The following is a 22063-nucleotide window of genomic DNA, read 5'->3' as shown; positions in this document are numbered from 1 at the left end:
GAGTAATTGTTGACTGTGCGTCTTCAACTACAAGGTGACCGTCTTCGTCAACATAAGCCTTGCCGTCTGTTACAGTGCTTACGTCCTTTACCTTGCCGTTTTCAACTGTGAATGTGAACTTTGTAACTGTGGTATAACCGTCGGGAGCTACTGTCTCCTCGAGGCTGTACTTACCGTCCTTGAGGTATTCGAGCTTGGCATTGTTGCCCTCGATTTCAACGGACTTGACTCCCTTTGCTGCTGCATCGCCGCCGTTGATCTTTACTCCCTCAAGAGTATTCTCCTCGTCCTCTGCTGTGAGCACGAATTTTGCCTTGCCTGCTGACTCGGGGATAGGTGTCGCACCAAGTGCAAGCTTGTCAAGATTGATGACAGGAGCGTCCTTGACGGTTATCTTCTTTCCGTCCTCGGACTTCTCCGTAACACCGTCCGTAACTGCGCTTACGTCAGTTACAAGACCGTTCTTTATTGTGAATGTGAATTCTGAAACTGTTGAATAGCCTGCGGGAGCTGTATCTTCCTTAAGGGAATATGTGCCGTCCCTGAGGTATTCAAGCTTTGTGCTGTTGCTTGCAAAGACTGCGGACTTGACATCGCCGAGAGCTTCCTCGCCGTTGATCTTTACGCCGCTGAGCGAACCGTCAGCATCCTTTGCCGTAAGTGTGAACTCTGCTGTGCCGTCTGTTATCATCTTGCCGCCGAGGTCTGTCTTGTCGATCAGTATCTCGGGAGCGTCCTCAACTACAAGGTGACCGTTCTCGTCAACATAAGCCTTACCTGTTGTAACAGCTGATACGTCTGTTACCTTGCCGCCCTCTACTTTAAATGTAAAGTCGCTTACTACAGAATAGCCGAGAGGTGCTGTATCCTCTGTGAGAGTATAGGTACCGTCCTTAAGTCCTGTGAATGTTACTGTGTTTCCGTCGAAAGGCTCTGTGGACTTGACCTCGCCGAGAGCTGTTCCGTCGTTTATGATAACGCCGCTGAGAGTTGCGCCCTCATCGTTTGCGGTAAGTGTGAACTTCACCTTTCCTGCGGACTCGGGTATCTCTGCTGCGCCGAGTGCCTTCTTGTCAAGTACGATAGTGTTCTTCTTGACATTGAGAAGAGACTCGCTTGTCTTTGTGCTTATAACGTTCTTGTCAGCGTCTGTCTCAACGATAACGCCGTCCTTGATAACGATAGTCTTGGGAGCTGCTGTTTCGTAACCGCTCGGTGCGCTTGTCTCTTCAAGGAGATACTCACCGTCGTAAAGTCCCTCGAATGTCTTGGGGTTGGATAACTTTGTGTTCCACTCGGCAGACTCGCCCACGCCGAGAGCGTCGCCTGACTTTTCGGCAGGGATCTTCTTCTCGGAAGCCTTCATGAATGTGAGCTTCATATCAGCTCCGTCATTTGTGCCCTCGGGAGTTGTATTGTCCTCTGTGCCGAAGAACTTGCTGATCTCTATCTTGGAAATATCATCAAGTATTATAAGATTTCTGCCGTCGTCGGAGAGCTTGTAGTTTCCTGTTGTCTTTGCGTCGGTAACTGTTACCTTGCCGCCGTCAACATTGAAGCCGAACTCCGATACGACCTTTGTGTAGCCATTTGGGGATGCTGTCTCGACAAGAACGTAATCGCCGTTGTCAAGACCGATGATGTCGATGGAGCCGCCTGTGAATTCACAAGCCTTTCCACCGTCTGTGAGCTTGAGTACCTTCTCGCATGATACCTCGGGAACAGAAACGTCCTTCTCAACATCTACCGTATAGATGCTTCCGTCCTCGAACTCGATAACGTATGTACCGCTGCTGATGCCCTTGATCTCAAGTGAGTCGCCCGATACAGTGCCCTTGTACTCATAGGTGTTGTTTGATGAAGAGGAAGCTGTCTTTCCGTCAACAGTGACATTCTTGAATGTGCCGCCGCGGATAGTGTACTTTGTTCCCTCTGTAAGATCCTTGATCTTTACTCCGCTCGTTCCGCTGAGAGCATCATGAGACTTGCTGATCTTTTCGGAAATATCAGTGCTGTCGTCTGTAGTTGTGAGAGCTCCAAGTGAAGTGCCGTCCTTCTTTTTGAGGACGAACTCTGCGCCGTCGATGATAACAGAGCCCATATCGCCCTTGCTTATCTTAACAGTATCCTTATTGTCCGTGAAACTGATGGTATCCTTGTCAGCTGAAAGGATGCCGTCTGTTCTCTTTACTGTGAATGTCTTTGCCGAGTCCTTTGAATAACCTGCGGGAGCGCTAATCTCCTCTACAGTGTATGTACCCTCGTTCAGACCTGTGAACACGATGTCCGAGCCTGTGGAATACCATTCAAATGACTTGCCGTCGGAAGCAAGATTCTTTATCTCGCACTCCTTGGTCTTGTAAGGATAGAAGTCCTTCTCGGCACTTGCGCCGAAGCTCTTGCCGTCAGCGTTAAAGTACTTTGAGTCGTGAGCCTTTACGTTCTTCATGCTCTCGCCCGAGGTTCCCTTTAATCTGAAGTAAGCGCCATGAACAGGCTTGCCGCTGTTATCAGTCTTCTTTACTGTAACGGCAAAGGATTCGTCGATGATCTCGATAGCCGTATTGAGGATACCGAGTGACTTTGCTGTAACGCCTGTATCGGCAGTCGTTACGGAAGCCTTGCCGTTGTCTATCCTTATCTCTGTCTCCCTGACAGGCTGGAAGCCGTCGGGAGCTTCTTCTGTGAGCTTGTAGAGTCCGCTGGGAAGTCCGTAGAACTCAACAGCCTTATTTATACTTGTCCATGTGATCGAGCTGTCGCTGTACTTCACATTGCAGTCCGTATTCTTGTCCTGATCGGAAGTAACACCGCTGCTGAGCTTTGCGTCCTCGATGTCCTTTGCTGTGAGAGTGAGCTTTGCACCTTTAAGGAACTCCTTTGCGTTCTCACTTGTGAGAGTGCCTTCACCGTCCTCTGTCACAGTCATGGCGTCGCTGTACTTTGCAAAGCTTATCTTTGCGGGAGTACCCTTGTTGCCCTTGTTGATAACGCCGATAACTCTGTTACCGCCCGATACGCCGTTATCTGTATACTCTACGGTGTATCCCTCGGGAACGTCTGCCTCATCGGCATAGTAGAAATACGGGTGACCGTTGGGATCGTTCTTTTCAAGGCCTTCCCATGTAGCTGTCCAGTTGTTGGAAGCGTTGAGCTTCTTTGACTCCAGCTCCTTGTAGCCGAGTCCCGAACCGCCGATCTCCTTTATCTCACCGTCCGCAACGTCGATGTCGTACTCGACAGCACCCTTTTTAAATGTATATGAGCCGTCTGCCAGTGTGGTCTCGACAGCGTCGGTGGCGGGTCTGAAAATGACCGTCTCCTGACCGAAGCCGAACTTTGCAACGATTATACTTGTATCACCGTCGGTATTGACATCCTTTGTAGCGGCTCCGTCCTGATATGTAAAGTGAACAGAGGTCTTTCCTGCTTCGTTTACTGCTTCAACGAAGTCATCGTACTTGTTTACGACTGTCTGTTCCTCTGTAACCTTTGTGAGTCCTGCCTTCTTTGAACGGTAAAGAGTTACCTCGACCTCGTCGTTGTCGTGGTTCTTGTCATTATCGTCCCATGTCTTCTTTGCAGAGACCTTTACCTGTGTATTCTCGCTTACAGGGTTCATGAAAGGCGCCATATGCGTCTCGTTTGTAAGAGTGATCTTGTCTGCGATGATAGTACCGCTCATATTGTTCGGAACAACTTCGCAGTCAGGTGCGAGAACACATCCCCACGGCTCAAGCTTTTCGCCGTAGTTGTAAAGTATCTTCGTGCCTTCGGAATTGGCATTGAAGAAATTGTAGATGATATTCGTACCGCTGAGAGCGCTCTCCTCGGAGTTTACGAGCCTGTATGTGGGATCATAAGACGACTCGTATGTCCATTCGGGAGACCATATGAACTCCTTCTTGCTCTGGAGGTCGATATTTACAACGAGAGTCTGGTCGTCATAGAACTGGCCGTCCTTGAAGTTGATGCCAGCTACCTTGACATTCCTGTAGCTGTCAGCTTCGTCGGCGGTAAAGTTCAGAACGTTGGTGCCCTCGGGGTTAAGCGTGAGGGTAACGATATGCGAAGCCTGATTTGCGGGATCGTCGGCATAATCAGGATTTTCGGCCATTTCGAGGTCTGCATAGCAGCCGTCGAGCTGAGAGTAATTATCCGAACGTCTTTCGTAATTGCTCTTTTCCGCTTCAAAATCTATGAGATTGTTTCCGGGATGGGCAAGGTAGCAGTTAGTCTTGTAATCACCGCCGGGCTGAAGCTTTACGAAGAAGTCTGACGACTGAGGCATATCCACTCTGATGTAAGGATACGGACTTGTATCCTGCGGATAATCAAGCTTTGCCTTTTCTGTCTCGACATAGCCGTATCCGAAAATGTACTCGCCCTTCTTTACGGACAGACCACAGTCTGCCGGGAAGAAAAAGTCGCTCATCTTACCGAGAGAGAATTCCTTGAATCCTTCCTCCTTGGCCTTCGTTTCGTAGTCTCCGCCCTCTTTGAACACAAAGGAATCCCTTACGACGTTAAGAAGTCTTCCTGTGCCCGCAGTATTGAGCTGTCCGTGATTTGAACCGACGATATAGTTTGGTGCAGCGATATTTCCGTTGATGTGAGCTCTGTCGTTGGTAGTTTCAATGGTATCAAAAGCAAACAAATGGAAATCGCCTGCTATACCAAGCGGGTTGTTCCTGAACCACATGGTTTCCTCATACGGTGTGTCAATGATCGGCAGTCCGTCTGCTGCTTCAGCTGCATATGCCTGCATCCCGATACATGAAGGCAGAATGTAAGTCAATGCCACAACACCTGAGGTAACACCGCTTATCAGGCGTTTCCCCATAGATTTTTTCATTATCGATCCATCCTTTCTTTTTTGATTATTTGTTTTAACACAATTCCCCGTAACTGTACCCTTCCGCTTGTACGCCGGATGATATATTTACAGTATTTTGCATTTTATATTATAACACAACTGTATACAAATTGCAATATTTTAACTTCAACTAATATTGAGGAATATTCTACGCAGTTTTGTGCATATTTTTACAAAATTGCCACTTTCTTCAAACATCAACAGTAAGTTTAACAGTGAACCGCAATACACAGCCTGATGGCAGTACCATTTTTTTATTTGTCAATCAAACAAATTTGAAAGACCTTGTCAGATAACATATTACTCTTTGTATTATAATCTTGGAATATACCTATATATAATTCCTATATTTATACATTTTGAACTATCCCGCAATATTTTATATGATAAAAATCAGCAAAAAGGCTATTTACAATCCCCTGAAAACATGATATCATATTCATGTTGTATTATATCCTCGTCAGAGGAATAGTAACAGGAGGAATTTTGAAAATGAAAAGTTTTAAGTTTGATGCAAAAAGCATGGTACTGCTCGGTCTGCTCACTGCACTCGTGGCGGTATTCTCATTCACACCCATCGGTTCCATACCAATAGGTCCGCTTGTCATCACTCTCAACGTGATACCTGTCGCCATAGCAGCCATTTCTCTCGGCCCTGTAGGCGGTGCGATCATCGGCGGAGTATTTGGTATGTTCAGCTTCTTACAGTGCTTCGGTATCGGCATACTGAGCGGTATGGGAGCTATACTCGTGGATATCAATCTTCCTTTTGCATTTATCCAGCGCTTTATCCCCCGCCTGCTGGACGGTTTCCTTGCAGGACTTATTTTTCAGGGAGTTTCAAGGCTTACGGATGTGCGTATCTCGTGCTTCGTCACAGGCTTCTGCACGGCTCTTATGAACACAGCATTCTTCATGCTGTCACTGGTATTCCTTTTCGGCAATACAGAGTATGTTCAGGGTCTCATGAAGGGCAAGAGCGTTATCCCGTTCATCATAAGCTTCGTCGGAATCAACGCCCTCGTTGAAATGATAGTATGCACAATTATCACAGGCGCTGTGGGAACAGCACTTTTCGCTGCAAAGCTCATAAAAGCACCTGAGAAAAAAGAGCTTGCATAACTGTAACGGATAATTTCACCGTCAGATCAGGCAAGTTAAAAAAGCTGTCCGTCCTTTTGAAAGGTCAGGCAGCGCAATATGCATTTAAGGTCAACAATGAGTTTAACTATATCGGCAGACCGAGAAGAGGCAGAACTCTCTCTTCACGATAGCAGCTGCCGTGATCAGCACACAGTTTGAAATGGTTATCCCGACATTATTTACACCACTTATCAGTACTGCCCTTTCGGGTCAGAGCTGATAAAGACATCTAAAATCCTCAATAACGATAACAAAAGCCTTTTCCCATTCGGAAAAGGCTTTTTTAAGCGCTGATATCTGCCTGCATATGCTCACTTCTGCAAGATCGGACTTTTAAGGCGGCAGGCATCTCTTCACTCCCGCATACTTTCACGGTATCGGCGGCGTGAAAAATCAGCGCTGACGTAATATCAGGACTCCGTTTGAAAGCAGCGGAAAACGCTTTAGTTCCGCCATGTGTGAACATGGTCTTAATATTAAAATTTAGCCCTATTAATCACTCGTTCACAAATTACAGATCGTATAATTATCCTATTTTATAAAAATCTGTTGTGGACTTGATATTTTTTTATCATATTTCTCAAAATCGCTTTTTACAGCCGTTTTTCTCTTGACAGCGCACTGAATAGGTGTTAAGATGTATTTATATTTAATAAGGGGAGCATGAAAAAATGTATAACAGAGCGTTCCTTTTCAACGGCATCGGCTCGAAGCCCGAAAAGCTTCTTGTAAAGCTGCCGCCTGAGCTGATGGACAAGTATGAAGTTTATCTCGGCGAAGCATTTGACAGACTCGGTCTGAACAAGGATATTGAAAAAAACAAGGCTTACGACGGCCGCGTGGCAGAATGGATAATCTCCCTTATATGCGACAGAGTGGTCTTTGAATACTACATAAGCAAGGGGATAATCCCCGATATAGGCGCAGGCTACAGCTCGGGAATAGTGAGCATAAGCGGCTGCTTCGGCTCTGTAACCCATGAATTCGCTCACGACATAATCATGATGAACCGCTCTACCATGCGCTGCCTCGAGGAGCACGACCAGAAGCTCGATATGGGCGTGGTCATAGGCTTCTCCTACAGCGAGATAGAGGAAATGTTCAAGGACAGGTTCTCCCCCGATGAAATAATCATCGGAAGCGGCAATTCCAAATTCCACGTTATGATCAGCGGCAAGGCAGACTCGGTCGAGAAGGCTCTTACCCTCTGTCAGAACGAGGGCGCGCTGAAGGCTTTCAGCTTCGGTACGGGAGTTGCCTACCACCACCCGATCATGAAGGATTATTCGCAGGATTACGTTGATTTCTGTGCTTCCGCAAAGTACAGCGATCCCGTTTATCCTATCCTCTCCATATTCGACAGGGAGGTAATGACAAAGGGTGAGCAGATACTAAGGGAAAATCAGCTCAACGTGTACACACCGATCCGCTGGGATCTTGCAATAAAGAAGCTCGAGGAGCTCGGCGTCACCGAGTTCTTTGACGTAAGCGCAAACGGCGCTGTCAGCAAGTTCTCACGCGTAAGCAGAGAATGCAAAATTTACACTCTTGAAGACGTGTGAATTTTCATATATATTTTTAAGCATACCCTAAGGGGAAAAAATTATTCGGAGGTAAAAAGCAATGAGAGAGATCACAGAAGAAATCAAACAGGAAATCAAGGACATGATCTTTGATTACTACGCAGAAGAGTGTGAAGTTGAAAAGGACGAGATCACAATGGATACAAATCCTCAGGAAGACCTCGGCAGCGATTCACTCATGTTCGTTGAGCTCATCGAGATGACAGCAGACAAGTTCGGCCTCGATATCAAGCTCCAGAGCATCGGCAAGTATATGCTCAAGGCTCCTATGGAGACAATGAGCGACGTTGTTGATATGTTCTGCAAGATCTACCAGTACGGCAACGACATCGTTAACCAGTAAGAGGCAGAAATGTTGAAGTCAAATTTATCTGAGCTTCACGCCGAGGATAATATTGCTGTACTTACCATTGACAACGGCCCGAAGAACCTTCTCTCCGAGCCCGAATTCATAGACCGTAAGGAGCTCCTCGGCTGGCTGAACAAGAATCCGCAGATAGGAGCTCTTGTCATCACAGGCAAAGGCAGACATTTCTCACACGGCGCTGACGTTTCTAAATTCGGCGAGGCAGGCGGAACAGAGCTTTCAACAAAGCTCGAAAACGCAAGAGAGCTTCTCCGCACTATCGAAAAGCTCCCCATAATCACCGCTGCTGCCATTAACGGCGGCTGCTTCGGAGGCGGACTTGAGGTCGCTCTGAGCTGTCAGTTCAGGATAGCTTCTCCTTCTGCTTTTCTCGGACTTCCCGAGATAATGCACGGAGTAGTTCCCGGTATGGGCGGCATGGAGCGCCTTTACAGACTGCTCGGCAAGGAAAAGGCTCTCCGCATGATACTCTGCGGAGAGATGATAGGCGCCAAGGATGCTCTTGACCTCGGACTCGTTACCAAGCTCAGCGAAAACAAAAACTCCTTTGACGAGACAATGGCTTTCGTAAAGGAATTGCTGAGCGGCAAATCACTTACTCAGATCCACGCTATAATCGAAACAATAAACCTTGCCTCGGAGGGCGCTGAAGATCCCTCAAAGGGCAAGTTTGAAGCAGCACTGGCGGAGGCGTTCAAAAAATGAAAAAAAGCTCTTACACGCTTACAGTAAGGGGATATGAACTGGATTCATTCGGACACGTAAATAATGCTGTGTACTTACAGTACGCTGAAGCAGCACTCTGGAACTTCATGAATGTACACGGAATGCTCAAAATTATTATGGGCGAAGGTCTGTTCCCCGTTATAATGGAAAGCAAACAGAGGTATATGCACGAGCTGAAAATACTTGACGAGGTAAGGATAGACACTGAGGTCTCCTGCTCGTGCGGTATAGTCAGCTACAAGCATAACATCATCAACAGCAGCACAGGTCTTGTTTCATGCAAAGTCACGGGCAAGCTTACCTTTGTCAACAAAGACCGTATGATATGCGACATCCCCGAAGCGGCAAGAGCTTGTCTTGATGGAGAAGACAATGACGATAAATAAATCAGAAATCATAACAAGTATTTGTCAGATAAGCTCGCTGTATCAGCTTCTTGACTCCAAGGAGCAGCTCGGCGAGCCTTGCTTACTGCTCATACATACCGACAGCAGCACGGTGCTCGGCGCTGATGACAGCGAAAAGGCTGCCGTAAGGGAATTCCTTGCGGAAGCTCCTTTTATGTCAGCTATAGTTTCCGACAGCGATGCGGACAGTGAGCTCACCGATGCAGCTGATATGTTCATCAGAGCAGACGAGGCAGACGAATACGTTGAAAAGCTTTTCAAGGACAAAACCAAAAAGCAGATACAGGAGATAAACGCCTGCTTCACCGCAGCGCGAAAGGCTCCTGCGGCAAAGGTGCTCGATATCGAGTCGAGAGCCTTCTACCGGCTCATGGCAGACAAGAACGGAGGTAACTCCAATGAATGAAAATAACGGTATGATACTTGAGGAACAGGACGGCGTCCTTATCCTCTCGATGAATATGCCGGGAAACAATCTTATGACTGCGGACTTTTTTAAAGAATACGAAGCTGCTATGGCTGAGATCGAGGTAAAAGCCGCAAATAACAATTACAAAGGTCTTATAATAAAAGGGGCAGGCAGACACTTCAGCGTAGGCGCTGACGTTGACGCGCTTGCAGACCGCTCAGCAAATGATTCCTACAACGACTCCGACGGGGTACTTCCCGAGGGCCACATCAAGCAGAAACACTACTTTACATTTCTACGAGAGCTCCCGTTCCCCGTCATCAGCGTGGTAACGGGTTTCTGTATTGGTTCGGGCAGCGAGATCGCCGTAAACAGCCATTACAGGATAATCGAAAAGAATGCGAGAGTAGGTCAGCCCGAGTCTACATTCGGCATACTCCCCGCTCTCGGCGGAGTTGCAAGAACTATCGAGATATGCGGTATGCAGAACGCTTACAGGCTTGTCATGACGGGCGAGCTCATCCCCGCAGAGGAAGCCTTTGAGCTTGGCTGGGCTGATATCTTTGCAGACAAGAAGCAGGGCGTTCCCGAGGCTATGGCTCTCATAGACTATATCTCGGGCAGCGGCAGGAAGTTCTCTCCCGACAGCTATAAGGAGTACATACGCTCCTATTTGCAGGATAAGGGGGCATAATTATGAAAATAGGAATAGTCGGCTACGGAAAAATGGGAAAGGATATCTTTTCCCTATTCTTTGACAAGCTCCCCGACGCGCAGTTCGTGGTCATAGACCTCTTCGGCGCTGAGGAGAATAAAGAAGCTCTGCTCAAAACTCTCGGCAAGAGCCTCAAGAGAAAAAAACTCACAGAGGAGCAGTACGAGTTCAAAAAGGAATCATTCCTCTTCACTGACGATACATCAGCACTCAGCGGCTGTGACGTCGTTATAGAAGCAGTTTTCGAGAATATGGCTGCAAAGAAGGAGCTCTTCGCAAAGGCTGCACAGGCAGTATCGGAGGATTGTCTCCTGCTCACAAACACATCATCACTGGATATCGCATCGGTATTCAGCGATATACCGCACAAGGAGCGCTGCTTCGGCCTGCACTTCTTCTATCCCGTAAAGCTCACAGGCTTCGTGGAGCTTAATGTACTTCCCGACACTGCACAGAGCAATATGGATAAGGCTGCACAGCTGGTAAAAGCAACAGGCAAAAAGCCTATCGTTTTCAGGGGCGAATACCATATCTATCTTAATCAGATACTCGCCTGCATGGTCGCACACGCAATCTATCTCCGTGAGAGCTTCGGTGCTTCTGCTGCCGAAACAGGAAAAGCAGTCGAGGAGCTCTTCTCTGTTGCAGGACCCTTTGACGTCCTCGACAGCGTGGGACTCGGACTTATGGCAGGCAGCCCGGACAACTTCCGCATAGAGCGCAATAGGGGGCTTCTCGGCTACGGCTGTGAGAAGATGAACGGCTGGCTCGCAGAGGGCTGTCCGAAGGAAACGCTCTGCTTCCTTGACTTTATGGCAGAGCATGAAAGCGACACAGGCGCTGACTGCTCAAAAGCCGCTCTTTATATGGCGGCGCTGATACTCAATGAAACAGCCAATGCCGCGATCGAATACAGCGGCGACAGGGCGGTGCTCCTTGAAGCTGTACAGGACACGCTCGGACTTGCCGAGCCCCTTTCAGCTTGCATTGAAAAGTACGGCACTGATAATATTTTCGCAGTTCTTGACGAGCTGCACAGCAAAACGGGCTTCGGCTCGTATGCCCACACGGATAAATCGTTATGGGACAGGATCTTTTCCTGATCCCCTTCGTAAATTTTGAGATATGAGGTTATTAGTATGAAAAAAGTAGTTATTACAGGTATCGGAGCTGTTACATCTGTAGGATACAACGCTCACGACTACTGGGAAGGCCTTCTCGCGGGCAAATGCGGAATGAAGACTATCTCACGTATTTCCCTTGACGGACACGACACCACTGTTGCTGCCGAGGTCGGTGAAGACTTCGAGGCAGAGGCAGGAAAATACTGGAAAAAGCGTCATCTGAACGCTACCACCACAACAACAAGAATGGGACTTGCTTCCGCAGGCGAGGCAATTGCAGACTGCGGTATCGACACCGAGACCTATGACGGAAAAAAAGTCGGCGTCATCTACGGCGTTATCGACAACTCCTACGAGGACTCCGAGCTTGACAAGCCCCTCAATATAACACTCAAGAAGATGCCTAACGAGCTCCCCGCTCTTGTTTCCATAAAGTACGGCTTCACAGGTCCTGCTTTCAATGTCAGCACTGCCTGCGCTTCATCTGCTTACGCTATGGCGCTCGGAAAGCAGTTCATCGAATCAGGTCTCTGTGATATGGTAGTTACAGGCGGCATCTCGGGCTTGGTCACTCACCTCGTAATAAGCGGCTTCAATCAGCTCCTTGCGATGTCCGTAAATCCCGACCCCAATACTGCTGCACGTCCTTTCACCAAGAACCGTGACGGCTTCATCATGGGCGAGGGCGGCGGTACGGTCATCCTCGAATCCGAGGAGTCCGCAAAGGCAAGAGGAGCAAAGATATACTGTGAGCTTGCAGGCGCTGCAATGTGCGGCGAGGCATTCAACCTCACAGCTCCCAAGACAGACGGCATAGGCATGGCAGAGTCAATGAGACTTGCTCTCGACAATGCAGGTCTTTCACCCGATTCAGTTGACTACATAAACGCTCACGGCACATCAACAGGTCTCAATGACCTTTACGAGACAAAGGCCATCAAGGACGTATTCGGTGCAAGAGCTTATGACATACCGGTATCTTCCGTAAAGGCTTCCATAGGTCATACTCTCGGCGCAGGAGGAGCTCTTGAGGCTATCGTCTGCATCAAGGCTATCGAAACGGGTATAGTACCTCCTACTATACACTATGACGAAGCCGACCCCGAGCTCGACCTCAACTACGTTCCCAACAAGCCTCAGGAGCACAGGGTAGACGTTGCTATCTCAAACTCCTTCGGCTTCGGCGGACACAATGCAACTCTCGTACTCAGGAGATACGAAGGCTGAGACAGCATCAGCAATGAAAGGATAAATGATATGCCGATAGCACAGATGAAAACCAATTACAAATTCAGCTCACCTGCCGCTTACAGGAGCTTCCTCGATGAAGCGGCAAGCGAGCTCTCGGAGATACTCAGAAAGCCGCTGCCTGCAATAATGGTAATGCTCGACGAGTGTCCCATGTATATGAACTCCTCCGAGGACACAGTGTTCTTTGCGGAGTTCAGATACATACTCCCTCAGGAGTATGCGGATAATAAGGCAGCCTTCCTCAAGGAACTGGCCGACAGAATGCTCGGCCTCATACAGAAGCACACTCAAGTTGACCCCTACCGCATATATATGCAGTTCACGGAGATGACCCGCGAGGGCGCATGGAAATACACAGGCTGACAAGGAAAGGAAAAGATAAATATGAAATGGGCAATAAGAGACTTACTCAACCCCGTCGCAACACGTTCACTTCTCTATGGAGCAGATCCCTTTGATCTCGAGGCTATACTCAAGAAGATCGACAATGTAAAGGTCAAGAGCGGCAAGCAGATACAGGCTGTATGGCTTGACGAATGGCACGCAAAGATCGACCGCTACTCCGAGCTCCGCGACAAGGCAGAGAAGGAAGGCAACAAGATCTCCGCAAGAGAGTACGCAAAAATGGTAACTCAGTGCCATTATGCCTGCTTTATGATAAACATCGAGGACTTGGAGCACAAGACCGAGATATACAAGGATCTCGAGGAAAGCTACAGACGCTACGCAAAGCTCTGCAAAAACAAGATAGAGTACGTTGAGATAGATACAAAGGCAGGAAAGATACCTGCTTATATCCACTACCCCGACTCGGGAAGAAAGACAGACTATCCCGTAGCAGTTACCTACTCCGGTATCGGCAGCTGCAAGGAGGAGCTTGAAATGCTGGCTGCTCCCCTCAACGAGAGAGGCATCGCAGTTATCACACCCGATATGCCCGGTGCAGGCGCTGCTATAATCCACAACAATATCAAGTGCGGCGGCAAGCAGCTCGAGGCTGCATTTGACGGCATCACAAAATTCATAAAGAACCACAGTAAACTCAACGAGAAGAATCTGGCAAACTTCGGTCTCTGCATGGGCGGCGGCTACGCATTCCGCGCAACTGTAAAGAACCCCAAGGCAAAGGCTTGCGTAAGCCTCTTCCCGCTCCTTATGCACTTCGCTTCGATAGACAATATCCCTTTATGGATGAAGCGCGGCAAGTGGAGCTCATACCAGTACGCTGACGATTATTTTGAGGGCATGGCAGTCCTTGAGGAGGGTACACACAAGGCTGATTTCCTTATGGTGTACAGCAGCGACGACAACTGGATGACTCCCGAAGCTTCAAAGAAGATCCTCGACAAGGCTACAGGCTACAAGGAGTCCATACACATCGAGGACAAGCCTGCCTATGTATCTGAGGAGACGATAATGCACGCTATGCCCGTTGGTGAGCAGTACCACTGGGTAAAGCACATTGCAGCAGACTTCATAGCTGCAAGACTTATTGGGGGTAAGAAATAATGTCAGAAAAGTTTTTTGATTATTATGCAAAATACGCTCAGGAAACACCTGACAAGGTGCTCCTGAGGATAGACGATAACGAGCTCACATACGGCGCTTTCATGGAAAAGACAGCTGTACTGGGCTCGGCAATGAAGAAGATCGGTATCGGTGAGGACGATAAAGTGGGCATCTGTATGCCAAACTGCATCGAGTGGTTCATCGTATACTGGTCAGCAGTAAGAATAGGCGCCCAGCCTGTTCCCATGGACCCTCAGAGCGGCTCGCTGGAGCTCTCAAAGCTTATCCCTGCTACAACATCAAAGATCATGTTCGTAACAGAGAAGTACAGAAACAACAACATCATCGCAGCTGTAAGCGCACTCGTACCTTCACAGCTCAAGCTTGACAAGGTAATATGCTTTGCTGACGACAGCCTTATCCCACAGGAAAGCTGCTACACATCTGCCGAAAAGTTCATGGCTGAGTACGGCAGCAGCCAGTGTGATATCTACGAGCCCGATTACCTCCACACCCTGTCACTTGCCTGTACTTCAGGCAGCACAGGTATCCCCAAGCTCCTCTCTGTACCTTCGGGCGGATTTCTTTCCACACAGAAGGATATGGGCGACTACCTCGAATTCAGGTCTGACGACGTAATGATGCTGGGCATGACCCTCTATCATCAGGGCGGCTTCGGCATGGGTCAGCAGATGGTCCTCAAGGGCGGTACGGTCATGTATCAGCCTCAGTTCAACCCCGTAACATTCCTTGAAACAATAGAGAAATACAAGGTAAGCATCATTCAGCTCACAGCTACACTGGCAAAGGTGCTTCTTTCAACTCCCGACTTTGACAAGTACGACCTTTCAAGCGTCCGCGTAAGCTACTGGGCAGGAGAAGTTCTCCCCAAGGAGATAGCAGATATCTTCGTTGAAAAGCTGGGTATCCGTGTAGTAAATGTTATCGGCTCCTCCGAGACCTGCACCATGGTGGTATGGGACTCGGCTATCGACAACGGTACAGATCCCAGCGACTTCAAGAAGCTCAGCTTCACAGATGTCCGCGTTATCGACGAGAACCACAACGAGGTAGCAGAGGGCGAAACAGGCGAGCTCTGCGTATACACAGACGGCGTTATCACAGAATATTTCGGCAACCCCGAGCTCTCCGCAGAGAAGATACTCACAGACGAGCAGGGACGCCGCTGGTTCTGCACAGGCGACCTCGTAAACAAGCTCCCTAATGGTATAGTTCGTTTCGCAGGCAGAAGCAAGCGTATAATCAAGCGCGGCGGCAACCTCGTTCACGCTGAGGAAGTTGAGGCTTGCCTCCTCACTCATCCGAAGATAGCAGCTGCGGCAGTTACCGACGAGCCGCATCCCGTCATCGGTCAGCAGATAGTTGCTTACATACAGCCAAAGGGCGACGAAAAGATAACACGCGGCGAGCTGGCACGTTACTTCGACGGCAAGCTCTCGGCATACAAGGTACCCGACAAGGTAGTTCTCGTAGAGGAGATACCAAAGGATATCGGCAAGATACAGTTCAAATACCTGAGAAAGAAGGAGTATAAATAATGAATAACCTTAATTTTGATGAATTCAAGCAGGCAATTTCCGATTACGTGGGAGTTGACCCTTCGGAAATAACAAGAGAGACAGACGTTTATGACGATCTCTTCCTCGATTCCCTCGGACTTTTCGGCCTTGGCTCGGAGATAACAGAGACCTTCAAGATCAACATTCCCCTTTCACTGGTAGCTTCTATCAGCAAGGTAGGCGATATATTCGACCTTCTCAACGAAAAGGGCACACCTGTCGAGGGCTGATATGGTATTGTTCTTCTTCCCTCACGCAGGGGGCTCTGCGAAGAGCTACAGCTCCTTCAAACGCTTCCTGCCAAAGGAGCTGACCGTAGTGCCTATGGAGCTCTCGGGACGCTTTACGCGCTCCTCAGAGCCCCTCACAGATAATGTACCCGACTGTGTATCAGACCTCATAGAAAAGCACTCAGAGCTCATCACAGGGGAGTATGCACTGTTCGGACACAGCATGGGCACAGTGCTTGTAACAGAGTTCATCAAGCAGACACAGGCAAAGGGGCTTCCCCAGCCCTGTCATATATTCCTGTCGGGAAAAAATCCTCCCGACGAGGACGTACACTGCTTTGAAAATGTTGCCGCAGCTTCCGACGAGGAGATAGTCTCATTTTTCACGGCAAATTCACTTTCGGCAAATGCTCCCGTTCCCGATGAGGAGCTCATGCGTACTCTTAACCGTGTGCTCTGCACCGATGTGCGTATGGCTGAGCTGTACAAAGCCACCCCCGGTGACGTAAAGTTCGGCTGTGATATCACGGTGCTGTACGGCACTGAGGACCCCCTCATGCAGAGAGTGGATATGAACAGCTGGAGCAGATTTACGGACGGCAGCTGTCAGATATACCCCTTTGATGGAGACCACTTCTACTATCAGAAGCACAAGGAAGAGGTATGCGGCATAATCAAAGAAAAACTGCATATATAACAAAAAGGAACTGCAATTGCAGTTCCTTTTTTGATTACGTTCAGTGGCTTACAGCCGTTTTCCTGACATTTGTGCTTATAGCCGCGCCGCTGTATCTCACTTTTCTTACAAGCAGCGTAAGGAGTATCAGAGCTGCCGCAAAGCCGAGCTGTATCAGATAACACTGTATGACACCTTCCGAACTGAACGGAATTACATCGGCTATCATTTCATTGGCATTTATGTACCAGTAAGCAGGCAGGAACCTTGCAACGGAAAGCACCTTGTCGCTGAGGATCTCTCTTGGGATAAATACTCCGCACAGGAAACTAAGTCCGAGTCCGAGCACCTGTGTTATAAGGTTAAGGATATTGTCCGCAGGCTCAAAACTTGACACGAACACAGCTATTGCCGCAACGACTGCAGAGAATATCAGGCTGTTGAATACCGCGTACCACGCTCTGCCCGTATACATCTCCTTGTTGAGCATAACTCCAACTGCCATGAACAGGAGCCATACTGCCAGTACAAAAAAGCCGCTGCCAAGAAAAAGCTGGAATGTGTATTTCGAGCTGCTGATGCACGAGCAGTTCGTGCGGAAGCGTATATCCCTCCTGTTCATTGTAACAAGCACCTGACATACGATTATGAATACCGCTGATATGAGTATATATGGCATATACTGAAAGTATGCCGCGAAGTCAACGCTGTAATGAGCATCTCCTCCCTTGTCGTTCCTCAGCATACTTACATCCGTTTCCTGAGAGAGAGCCTCCTCCGTACAGCTCAGAGCCTCGTCTATTGGCATACCCATGCTGAGATAAGCCTTTACGGAATTGGTATACTCGTCAAGAAACTGTCCCATATACACCGTGGAAAAGCTTTCGTCGAGGCAATAGCTTGCGAATATGTCGGCGGTGTCCCCTGCTCTGAGCTTTTCCGCATAGCCCTCATTGATAACGAGGGCATAGTCTGCTCTTTTGTAGTAGAGGGAGTCTATTATAACGTCCCTGTCGTTCTCTATTTCCACTATATCATGGTTTTGGGCTATAAGCTCCGAAAGTTCCCTGCTTTCGGAAGTATCGTCCTCGTCAAAAATGCATATCTTCAGCTTTGTCATCTCGAATTTGCTGTCCTTGCTCGCATTACTTGAGGCTATTACGGAAATGACGATAAAAACGATAATATATGCCAGTGCAGACGGAAGACGCTTTTTTGTTATCTTGAACATCGCCTTAAATACTTGCATACTTCTTCCTCCTTGACGCTAAAAATCCCAGCGCAGCAAAGACCGCAGCCGTTACAGCCATAGTTATCAGCTTTGTGATGAAGCGGTCATAATCCTCATAGATGTTGAGGCAGTAGAACGAGTCTGATATGACCGCTGCGGGATTGATATTATTGAACCACGGTATCTTTTCTGCGATAACAGCCTTCATATTGCCCATCATAAGACCGCTGCAGAAGCAGAGGCTCATGGTCACGGTCATAAGTATAGCGACCTTTGCCTTTTCTCCCACGCAGGCAAGCGAACCCACCATAAATCCGAATGTTACGCCCATTATGCCGCCGAGAACTGCCGTCGGGTATACCAGCCACAGTCTGTCGCCGAAGTCCGTTTTCAGCACGAATGCAAGAAATGTCACGCACAGCACCATACATATCGTCTGCAATACAAAGCTGCCCACAAGACACGCGAGGACGCTTTTTGACTTAGGCACGGGGGAGCAGTTGTTCCTTGCTCCGAGAGCCGAAAGGTCAGCCTGATTCTGCATGGTTATGTGCATTCCCGTCATGCAGCCGAACATCGCCACCATAGCGATAAGATTGTAGAAATACTGTATATACACATCGGGATTGCCCTGAGTCAGCGGTATCTTTCTGCAGGAGCTCACAGTCTCTGAGGTAAGTGAGGAAATGACCTCCTGTGCCTTTTCGGGAGCTGTATTTATCGCGTCCATAGCGATCCTTTCGCGTATCTTGTACTGTTCCGCAAAGGATTTGAGCATAGTCTCGCGCAGTCCCTTTTCCTTTACGGTAAGGCTGAGCTCACCGTCCGTGGTGATAATGCCCTCAACATCACCGTCACTGAGAAGCTTCTCAGCCTCTTCCTTATCGACAAAGTTTGCTGTGAGAAAGGGCTCATCCGAATTTTCAATGCTTTCAAGAACCTGCCTGAACGCTTCATTCTCTTTTTCCTCGACTACCGCAACAGGTATCGAGCTGAACTTCTCGGTCTTTTCGTATATGCTTCCGAATGCCACCTTGAAGAATATACCGAGAACGATAGGGAAAAGTATCAGCCATATGATAAGGTCCTTGTTTCTCAGACCGACTTTAAGTTCATATTTCAGCAAATGCAGGAACATATTCACTCCTCCTTGTCTCTGAGAGCTGTACCTGTTATTTCAAGGAACACATCATTCAGTGTGGGCAGCTCGGTGTATACCCTTCCGAAGCCCAGCTCCTTCTTCTGGAGCACATCAAGTATCCTCAGGAGATTGTGCTTGCCGCCCGAGCAGTATACCGACAGCTTTCCGTCGCTGTAATTCGTATCGTAAACATGGTCAAGTCCCGAAATATCTCTGAGCACATTGTCGGGGAGCTCCAGTATCTCGATGGTTATGGTCTCGGTATTCTTTATCATGCGCTTGAGCTCGTCCTTTGTGCCCTCAGCGACCTTTTTGCCCTTGTCCATGATAGCGATGCGGGTGCATATCTGCTCCACCTCTTCCATATAGTGGGAAGTATAGATGATTGTAGCCCCGTTTCTGCTGAGCTCCTGTATTCCCTCGAGTATGCGGTTGCGGCTCTGAGGGTCAACTGCCACAGTAGGCTCGTCGAGTATTATTAGCTTGGGCTTGTGGGCTATGCCGCAGGCAATATTCAGTCTGCGGAGAAGTCCTCCCGACAGCTTTTTGGGATAGAACTTAACAAAGTCCTCAAGTCCCACAAACTTTACAGCCTCGTCGATGCACTTCTTTCTCTTTTCCTTGTCCTTTATGTAAAGGCCGCAGAAATAGTCGATATTCTCATACACTGTAAGCTCGTCGAAGACCGCCACATTCTGCATGATAATGCCTATCTCTTTCTTGATGTCGTAGCTTACGGGAGTCATTTCCCTGCCGAATATCTCAATGCTTCCCTTATCGTAGGAAAGCAGGGAGAGCAGACAGTTTATAGTGGTGGTCTTTCCCGAGCCGTTGGGGCCGAGAAGTCCGAATATCTCCCCTTCCTTTATCTCAAGGCTGAAATGATCGAGAGCTATAAGGTCGCCGTAGCGCTTTACAAGATCCTGTATCTTTACAACTGTATTCTCCATATTTATATCCTCCTTTTGGTTTTTCACTGTCATTATTATACCTCATGCAAAAATGTTTTTGTAGTGTCTCCGGTCAGTTTCTCATATGACAAATGTCATATTTCACACTGCCGTATGTCATATAAAAGTAAAACAGCGAAGAGGGAGACTCTTCGCTGTTTCTTGAAGGTGGTTATTTAAAGGAAGATTTCTAATGAATCGTGAACTTCATACTGCGTTCACTGACATTTATCTCATCCGATCAGTTATTATCGGGGAGATTTTTTATTATGCCGAGGAGATACTTCTGTATTGCCTGAGCATCGTTTGATGTAACGCCGTCCTTATTGCCTGTGCAGTCGGCATTTGCAAGTCCCTGTGCGGTGATGTGGTGGCTGTCGCTGCCGTTCTGACCATACTTGTTGGGGTTAGCAAGGCTCTGCATGATAAGAACTGCATCTGAAAGGTCTAAATCGCCGTCGCAGTTTACATCGCCGTACTTTGTTACCTGAACATCGCCGTTGTCCTTCTTTGTAGTAGTTGTTGTTGTGGTGGTAGTAGTTGTAGTAGTAGCCTTTGTTGTGGATGTAACGGGAGCACTGCCCTGTACGTATACAGCCTTGATAGTAACGCCCTCGCTTACGGGTACAGTGATCTCGTCTGATGTGGTATCGGAAACTGTTGCGCCCGAAACCTCCCAGTGATCGAATCTGTAGCCTTCCTTAGCCTCAGCCTTTACAGTTACGGGATAATCTGTGAAGTACTTGCCGCTCCATGTGCTCATGGAATCGTCAAACTTGATGGTGTTGAGCTTAAGTGTTCCCTTGCTGCCGTCGTTGCCCACTGTAACAGTTGCAAGGCTGCCTGTAAGTGACATATAGCTCTTCATCATGCTTGTGATGTTGCTGTATCTTGAGTTGTAGAATGTCTCAAGGAGCTGATAGTCCTGATCGAATGTGGACTCGTTGTGAGTTTTCTTTGAAGACGGGAAGCGCTTGTATGTATCAAGGATCTGCTGCTTGAAGCCCTTGTAGTAGTTTATAGCAGCTGTAGTCTTGTTTGTGTCAAAGTTGTAGTTTGCCATATCCATGAAGCTGAGCTCGAACTGCTTCTTGAATTCTGCGTTCTTCATGAGATTTGTGAAAGCTCCGCTGATGGAGCCGCCGCCCATTCCGAAGCCGCCGAAGCCTCCCATACCGCCGCCGCCGAACTGGCTGAAGCTGTTGTATGTAGGACCTACCTCGTTGACCTTGTCTGCAAGGTTTGCGCTGTACTCTGTATCAAACAGTACCATACGCCACTTGCCGTCTGCATAAGGATTAGACTCGTCTACTGTATCTGCGCGCCATACACCTGTGTTGTTGTTTGGCCAGTCGTGGTTGCCCCAGTATATCTGAGCTGCAAAGTAGTCGATAAAGCTCTGGATATCAAGCTTCTGAGCTATCTGCTGGTATGCAGCGTCGCTTGTCATATCTGCACTTGCGATCTGGCTGAGAAGGCTGTTCCAGTCGGAGAGATCCTGATCCTTACCGTCTTCAAGAGTACCGTTCTTGATGAAAGCAACGTCGTTCTTCTTGATACCGTAGTGTGACTTGAAGTAGTCTGAGTTATACTTCTCCATGAGCTGATAAATGCCCCAGAATTCGCCGTCGATGAAGAGTATGCACTCGCTTGTAGCCTGAGTGGTCATATCTCTGTCGCCAACAAGAGACTGGTTTACTGAGTCACGGAAGAAGCCTGCCATATTGTCGTTTCCGCCGTTTCTTATAGTGAAGCCGTCGAATGTGTCGATGACCTTATTGTTCTTTTCCTTTGTGGACTTGCCTTCAAAGAGATCGTACTCGACCTCGCCCTTGCCGTAGTCCATACGTGCGAAGATGTTGAAGCTCTTCTGAGCCCATGCACGTGAAGCAGCACCCTTTGTTCTGATGCCTACGTCCTGTGATACAACGCTCTCGCCGTTATCGAAGATCTCGATATTTGCGGGACGCTCCCATGCTTCGCCCTTCTGATTGTAGTTAGCCTGTGACATGAATGCGAAGTCGCCCATATTGAAGCCGCCCATGCCGCCTGCGCCGCCCCACTGCTGAGCGCCGCCCTGAGCTGCGTCACCGCCTGCCTGCTGACCGCCGAAGCCGCCCCACTGCTGGGCACCGCCCTGAGCTG

General features: G+C 48.4%; 19 protein-coding genes. 14 read left to right on the top strand and 5 right to left on the bottom strand.

All coding sequences use genetic code 11. From position 1 onward, the window contains the following. Window positions 1–4855, bottom strand: a 4855-nt coding sequence (locus tag Q0R37_RS09255) for a SpaA isopeptide-forming pilin-related protein (protein WP_294753650.1), incomplete at its 3' end; no start/stop codon positions are given. Window positions 4856–5368: 513 nt separating this feature from the next. Between Q0R37_RS09255 and Q0R37_RS09250 the strand changes: the two genes are divergently transcribed. The 14 genes from Q0R37_RS09250 to Q0R37_RS09185 all read left to right on the top strand — a co-directional run bounded on the left by Q0R37_RS09250 (window position 5369) and on the right by Q0R37_RS09185 (window position 16617). After that, window positions 5369–5998: an ECF transporter S component gene (locus Q0R37_RS09250; RefSeq protein ID WP_294753648.1), complete on the top strand. Its 630-nt coding sequence runs from the start codon at window positions 5369–5371 to the stop codon at window positions 5996–5998. Window positions 5999–6690: 692 nt separating this feature from the next. Further along, window positions 6691–7581: an ACP S-malonyltransferase gene (locus Q0R37_RS09245; protein ID WP_294753645.1), complete on the top strand. Its 891-nt coding sequence runs from the start codon at window positions 6691–6693 to the stop codon at window positions 7579–7581. Window positions 7582–7642: 61 nt separating this feature from the next. Next, window positions 7643–7945, top strand: coding sequence for a phosphopantetheine-binding protein (locus Q0R37_RS09240; protein WP_294753644.1), 303 nt, complete (start codon window positions 7643–7645; stop codon window positions 7943–7945). Between the two features lie 9 nt (window positions 7946–7954). Further along, window positions 7955–8674: an enoyl-CoA hydratase/isomerase family protein gene (locus Q0R37_RS09235; protein ID WP_294753641.1), complete on the top strand. Its 720-nt coding sequence runs from the start codon at window positions 7955–7957 to the stop codon at window positions 8672–8674. Further along, a complete protein-coding gene (locus Q0R37_RS09230; RefSeq protein WP_294753639.1) occupies window positions 8671–9081 on the top strand; it encodes a thioesterase family protein in 411 nt (136 codons plus the stop codon). The genes Q0R37_RS09235 and Q0R37_RS09230 overlap by 4 nt, the downstream gene beginning before the upstream one ends. Next, window positions 9068–9508: a hypothetical protein gene (locus Q0R37_RS09225; protein ID WP_294753636.1), complete on the top strand. Its 441-nt coding sequence runs from the start codon at window positions 9068–9070 to the stop codon at window positions 9506–9508. The genes Q0R37_RS09230 and Q0R37_RS09225 overlap by 14 nt, the downstream gene beginning before the upstream one ends. Beyond that, entirely contained in the window at window positions 9501–10205 is a 705-nt protein-coding gene (locus Q0R37_RS09220; protein ID WP_294753633.1) for an enoyl-CoA hydratase/isomerase family protein, read from the top strand. The genes Q0R37_RS09225 and Q0R37_RS09220 overlap by 8 nt, the downstream gene beginning before the upstream one ends. Window positions 10206–10207: 2 nt before the next feature. Further along, on the top strand, window positions 10208–11329 hold the full coding sequence (locus tag Q0R37_RS09215) for a 3-hydroxyacyl-CoA dehydrogenase family protein (protein ID WP_294753631.1): 1122 nt from the start codon (window positions 10208–10210) through the stop codon (window positions 11327–11329). A gap of 36 nt (window positions 11330–11365) precedes the next feature. Continuing rightward, window positions 11366–12577 (top strand): beta-ketoacyl-[acyl-carrier-protein] synthase family protein, encoded by a 1212-nt coding sequence (locus tag Q0R37_RS09210; protein WP_294753630.1) that lies wholly within the window; start codon window positions 11366–11368, stop codon window positions 12575–12577. Between the two features lie 30 nt (window positions 12578–12607). Further along, a complete protein-coding gene (locus Q0R37_RS09205; protein ID WP_294753626.1) occupies window positions 12608–12964 on the top strand; it encodes a hypothetical protein in 357 nt (118 codons plus the stop codon). A 21-nt stretch (window positions 12965–12985) separates the two neighbouring features. After that, entirely contained in the window at window positions 12986–14110 is a 1125-nt protein-coding gene (locus Q0R37_RS09200; RefSeq protein ID WP_294753624.1) for an alpha/beta hydrolase, read from the top strand. After that, entirely contained in the window at window positions 14110–15669 is a 1560-nt protein-coding gene (locus Q0R37_RS09195) for a class I adenylate-forming enzyme family protein (protein WP_294753623.1), read from the top strand. The genes Q0R37_RS09200 and Q0R37_RS09195 overlap by 1 nt, the downstream gene beginning before the upstream one ends. Further along, complete coding sequence (locus Q0R37_RS09190) at window positions 15669–15920, top strand: acyl carrier protein (protein WP_294753620.1); 252 nt, start codon at window positions 15669–15671, stop codon at window positions 15918–15920. The genes Q0R37_RS09195 and Q0R37_RS09190 overlap by 1 nt, the downstream gene beginning before the upstream one ends. 1 nt (window position 15921) lies before the next feature. Beyond that, window positions 15922–16617: an alpha/beta fold hydrolase gene (locus Q0R37_RS09185; RefSeq protein ID WP_294753618.1), complete on the top strand. Its 696-nt coding sequence runs from the start codon at window positions 15922–15924 to the stop codon at window positions 16615–16617. A gap of 40 nt (window positions 16618–16657) precedes the next feature. Here the strand turns inward: Q0R37_RS09185 and Q0R37_RS09180 are convergent, their stop codons facing one another. From Q0R37_RS09180 to Q0R37_RS09165, 4 genes are all read right to left on the bottom strand, one after another. Continuing rightward, window positions 16658–17845: an ABC transporter permease gene (locus tag Q0R37_RS09180; RefSeq protein ID WP_294753615.1), complete on the bottom strand. Its 1188-nt coding sequence runs from the start codon at window positions 17843–17845 to the stop codon at window positions 16658–16660. Beyond that, window positions 17832–18965, bottom strand: a complete 1134-nt coding sequence (locus tag Q0R37_RS09175; RefSeq protein WP_294753613.1) for an ABC transporter permease — start codon at window positions 18963–18965, stop codon at window positions 17832–17834. Before Q0R37_RS09175 ends, Q0R37_RS09180 begins: the two co-directional genes overlap by 14 nt. A gap of 2 nt (window positions 18966–18967) precedes the next feature. After that, window positions 18968–19918: an ABC transporter ATP-binding protein gene (locus tag Q0R37_RS09170; RefSeq protein WP_294753610.1), complete on the bottom strand. Its 951-nt coding sequence runs from the start codon at window positions 19916–19918 to the stop codon at window positions 18968–18970. Window positions 19919–20159: 241 nt separating this feature from the next. Further along, a partial coding sequence (locus Q0R37_RS09165; protein ID WP_294753607.1) for a CotH kinase family protein occupies window positions 20160–22063 on the bottom strand: 1904 nt, incomplete at its 5' end.

The organism is uncultured Ruminococcus sp. (genome assembly GCF_946415235.1).
Classification (GTDB): domain Bacteria; phylum Bacillota; class Clostridia; order Oscillospirales; family Ruminococcaceae; genus Ruminococcus.
This window is presented reverse-complemented; position numbering and strand designations above follow the sequence as displayed.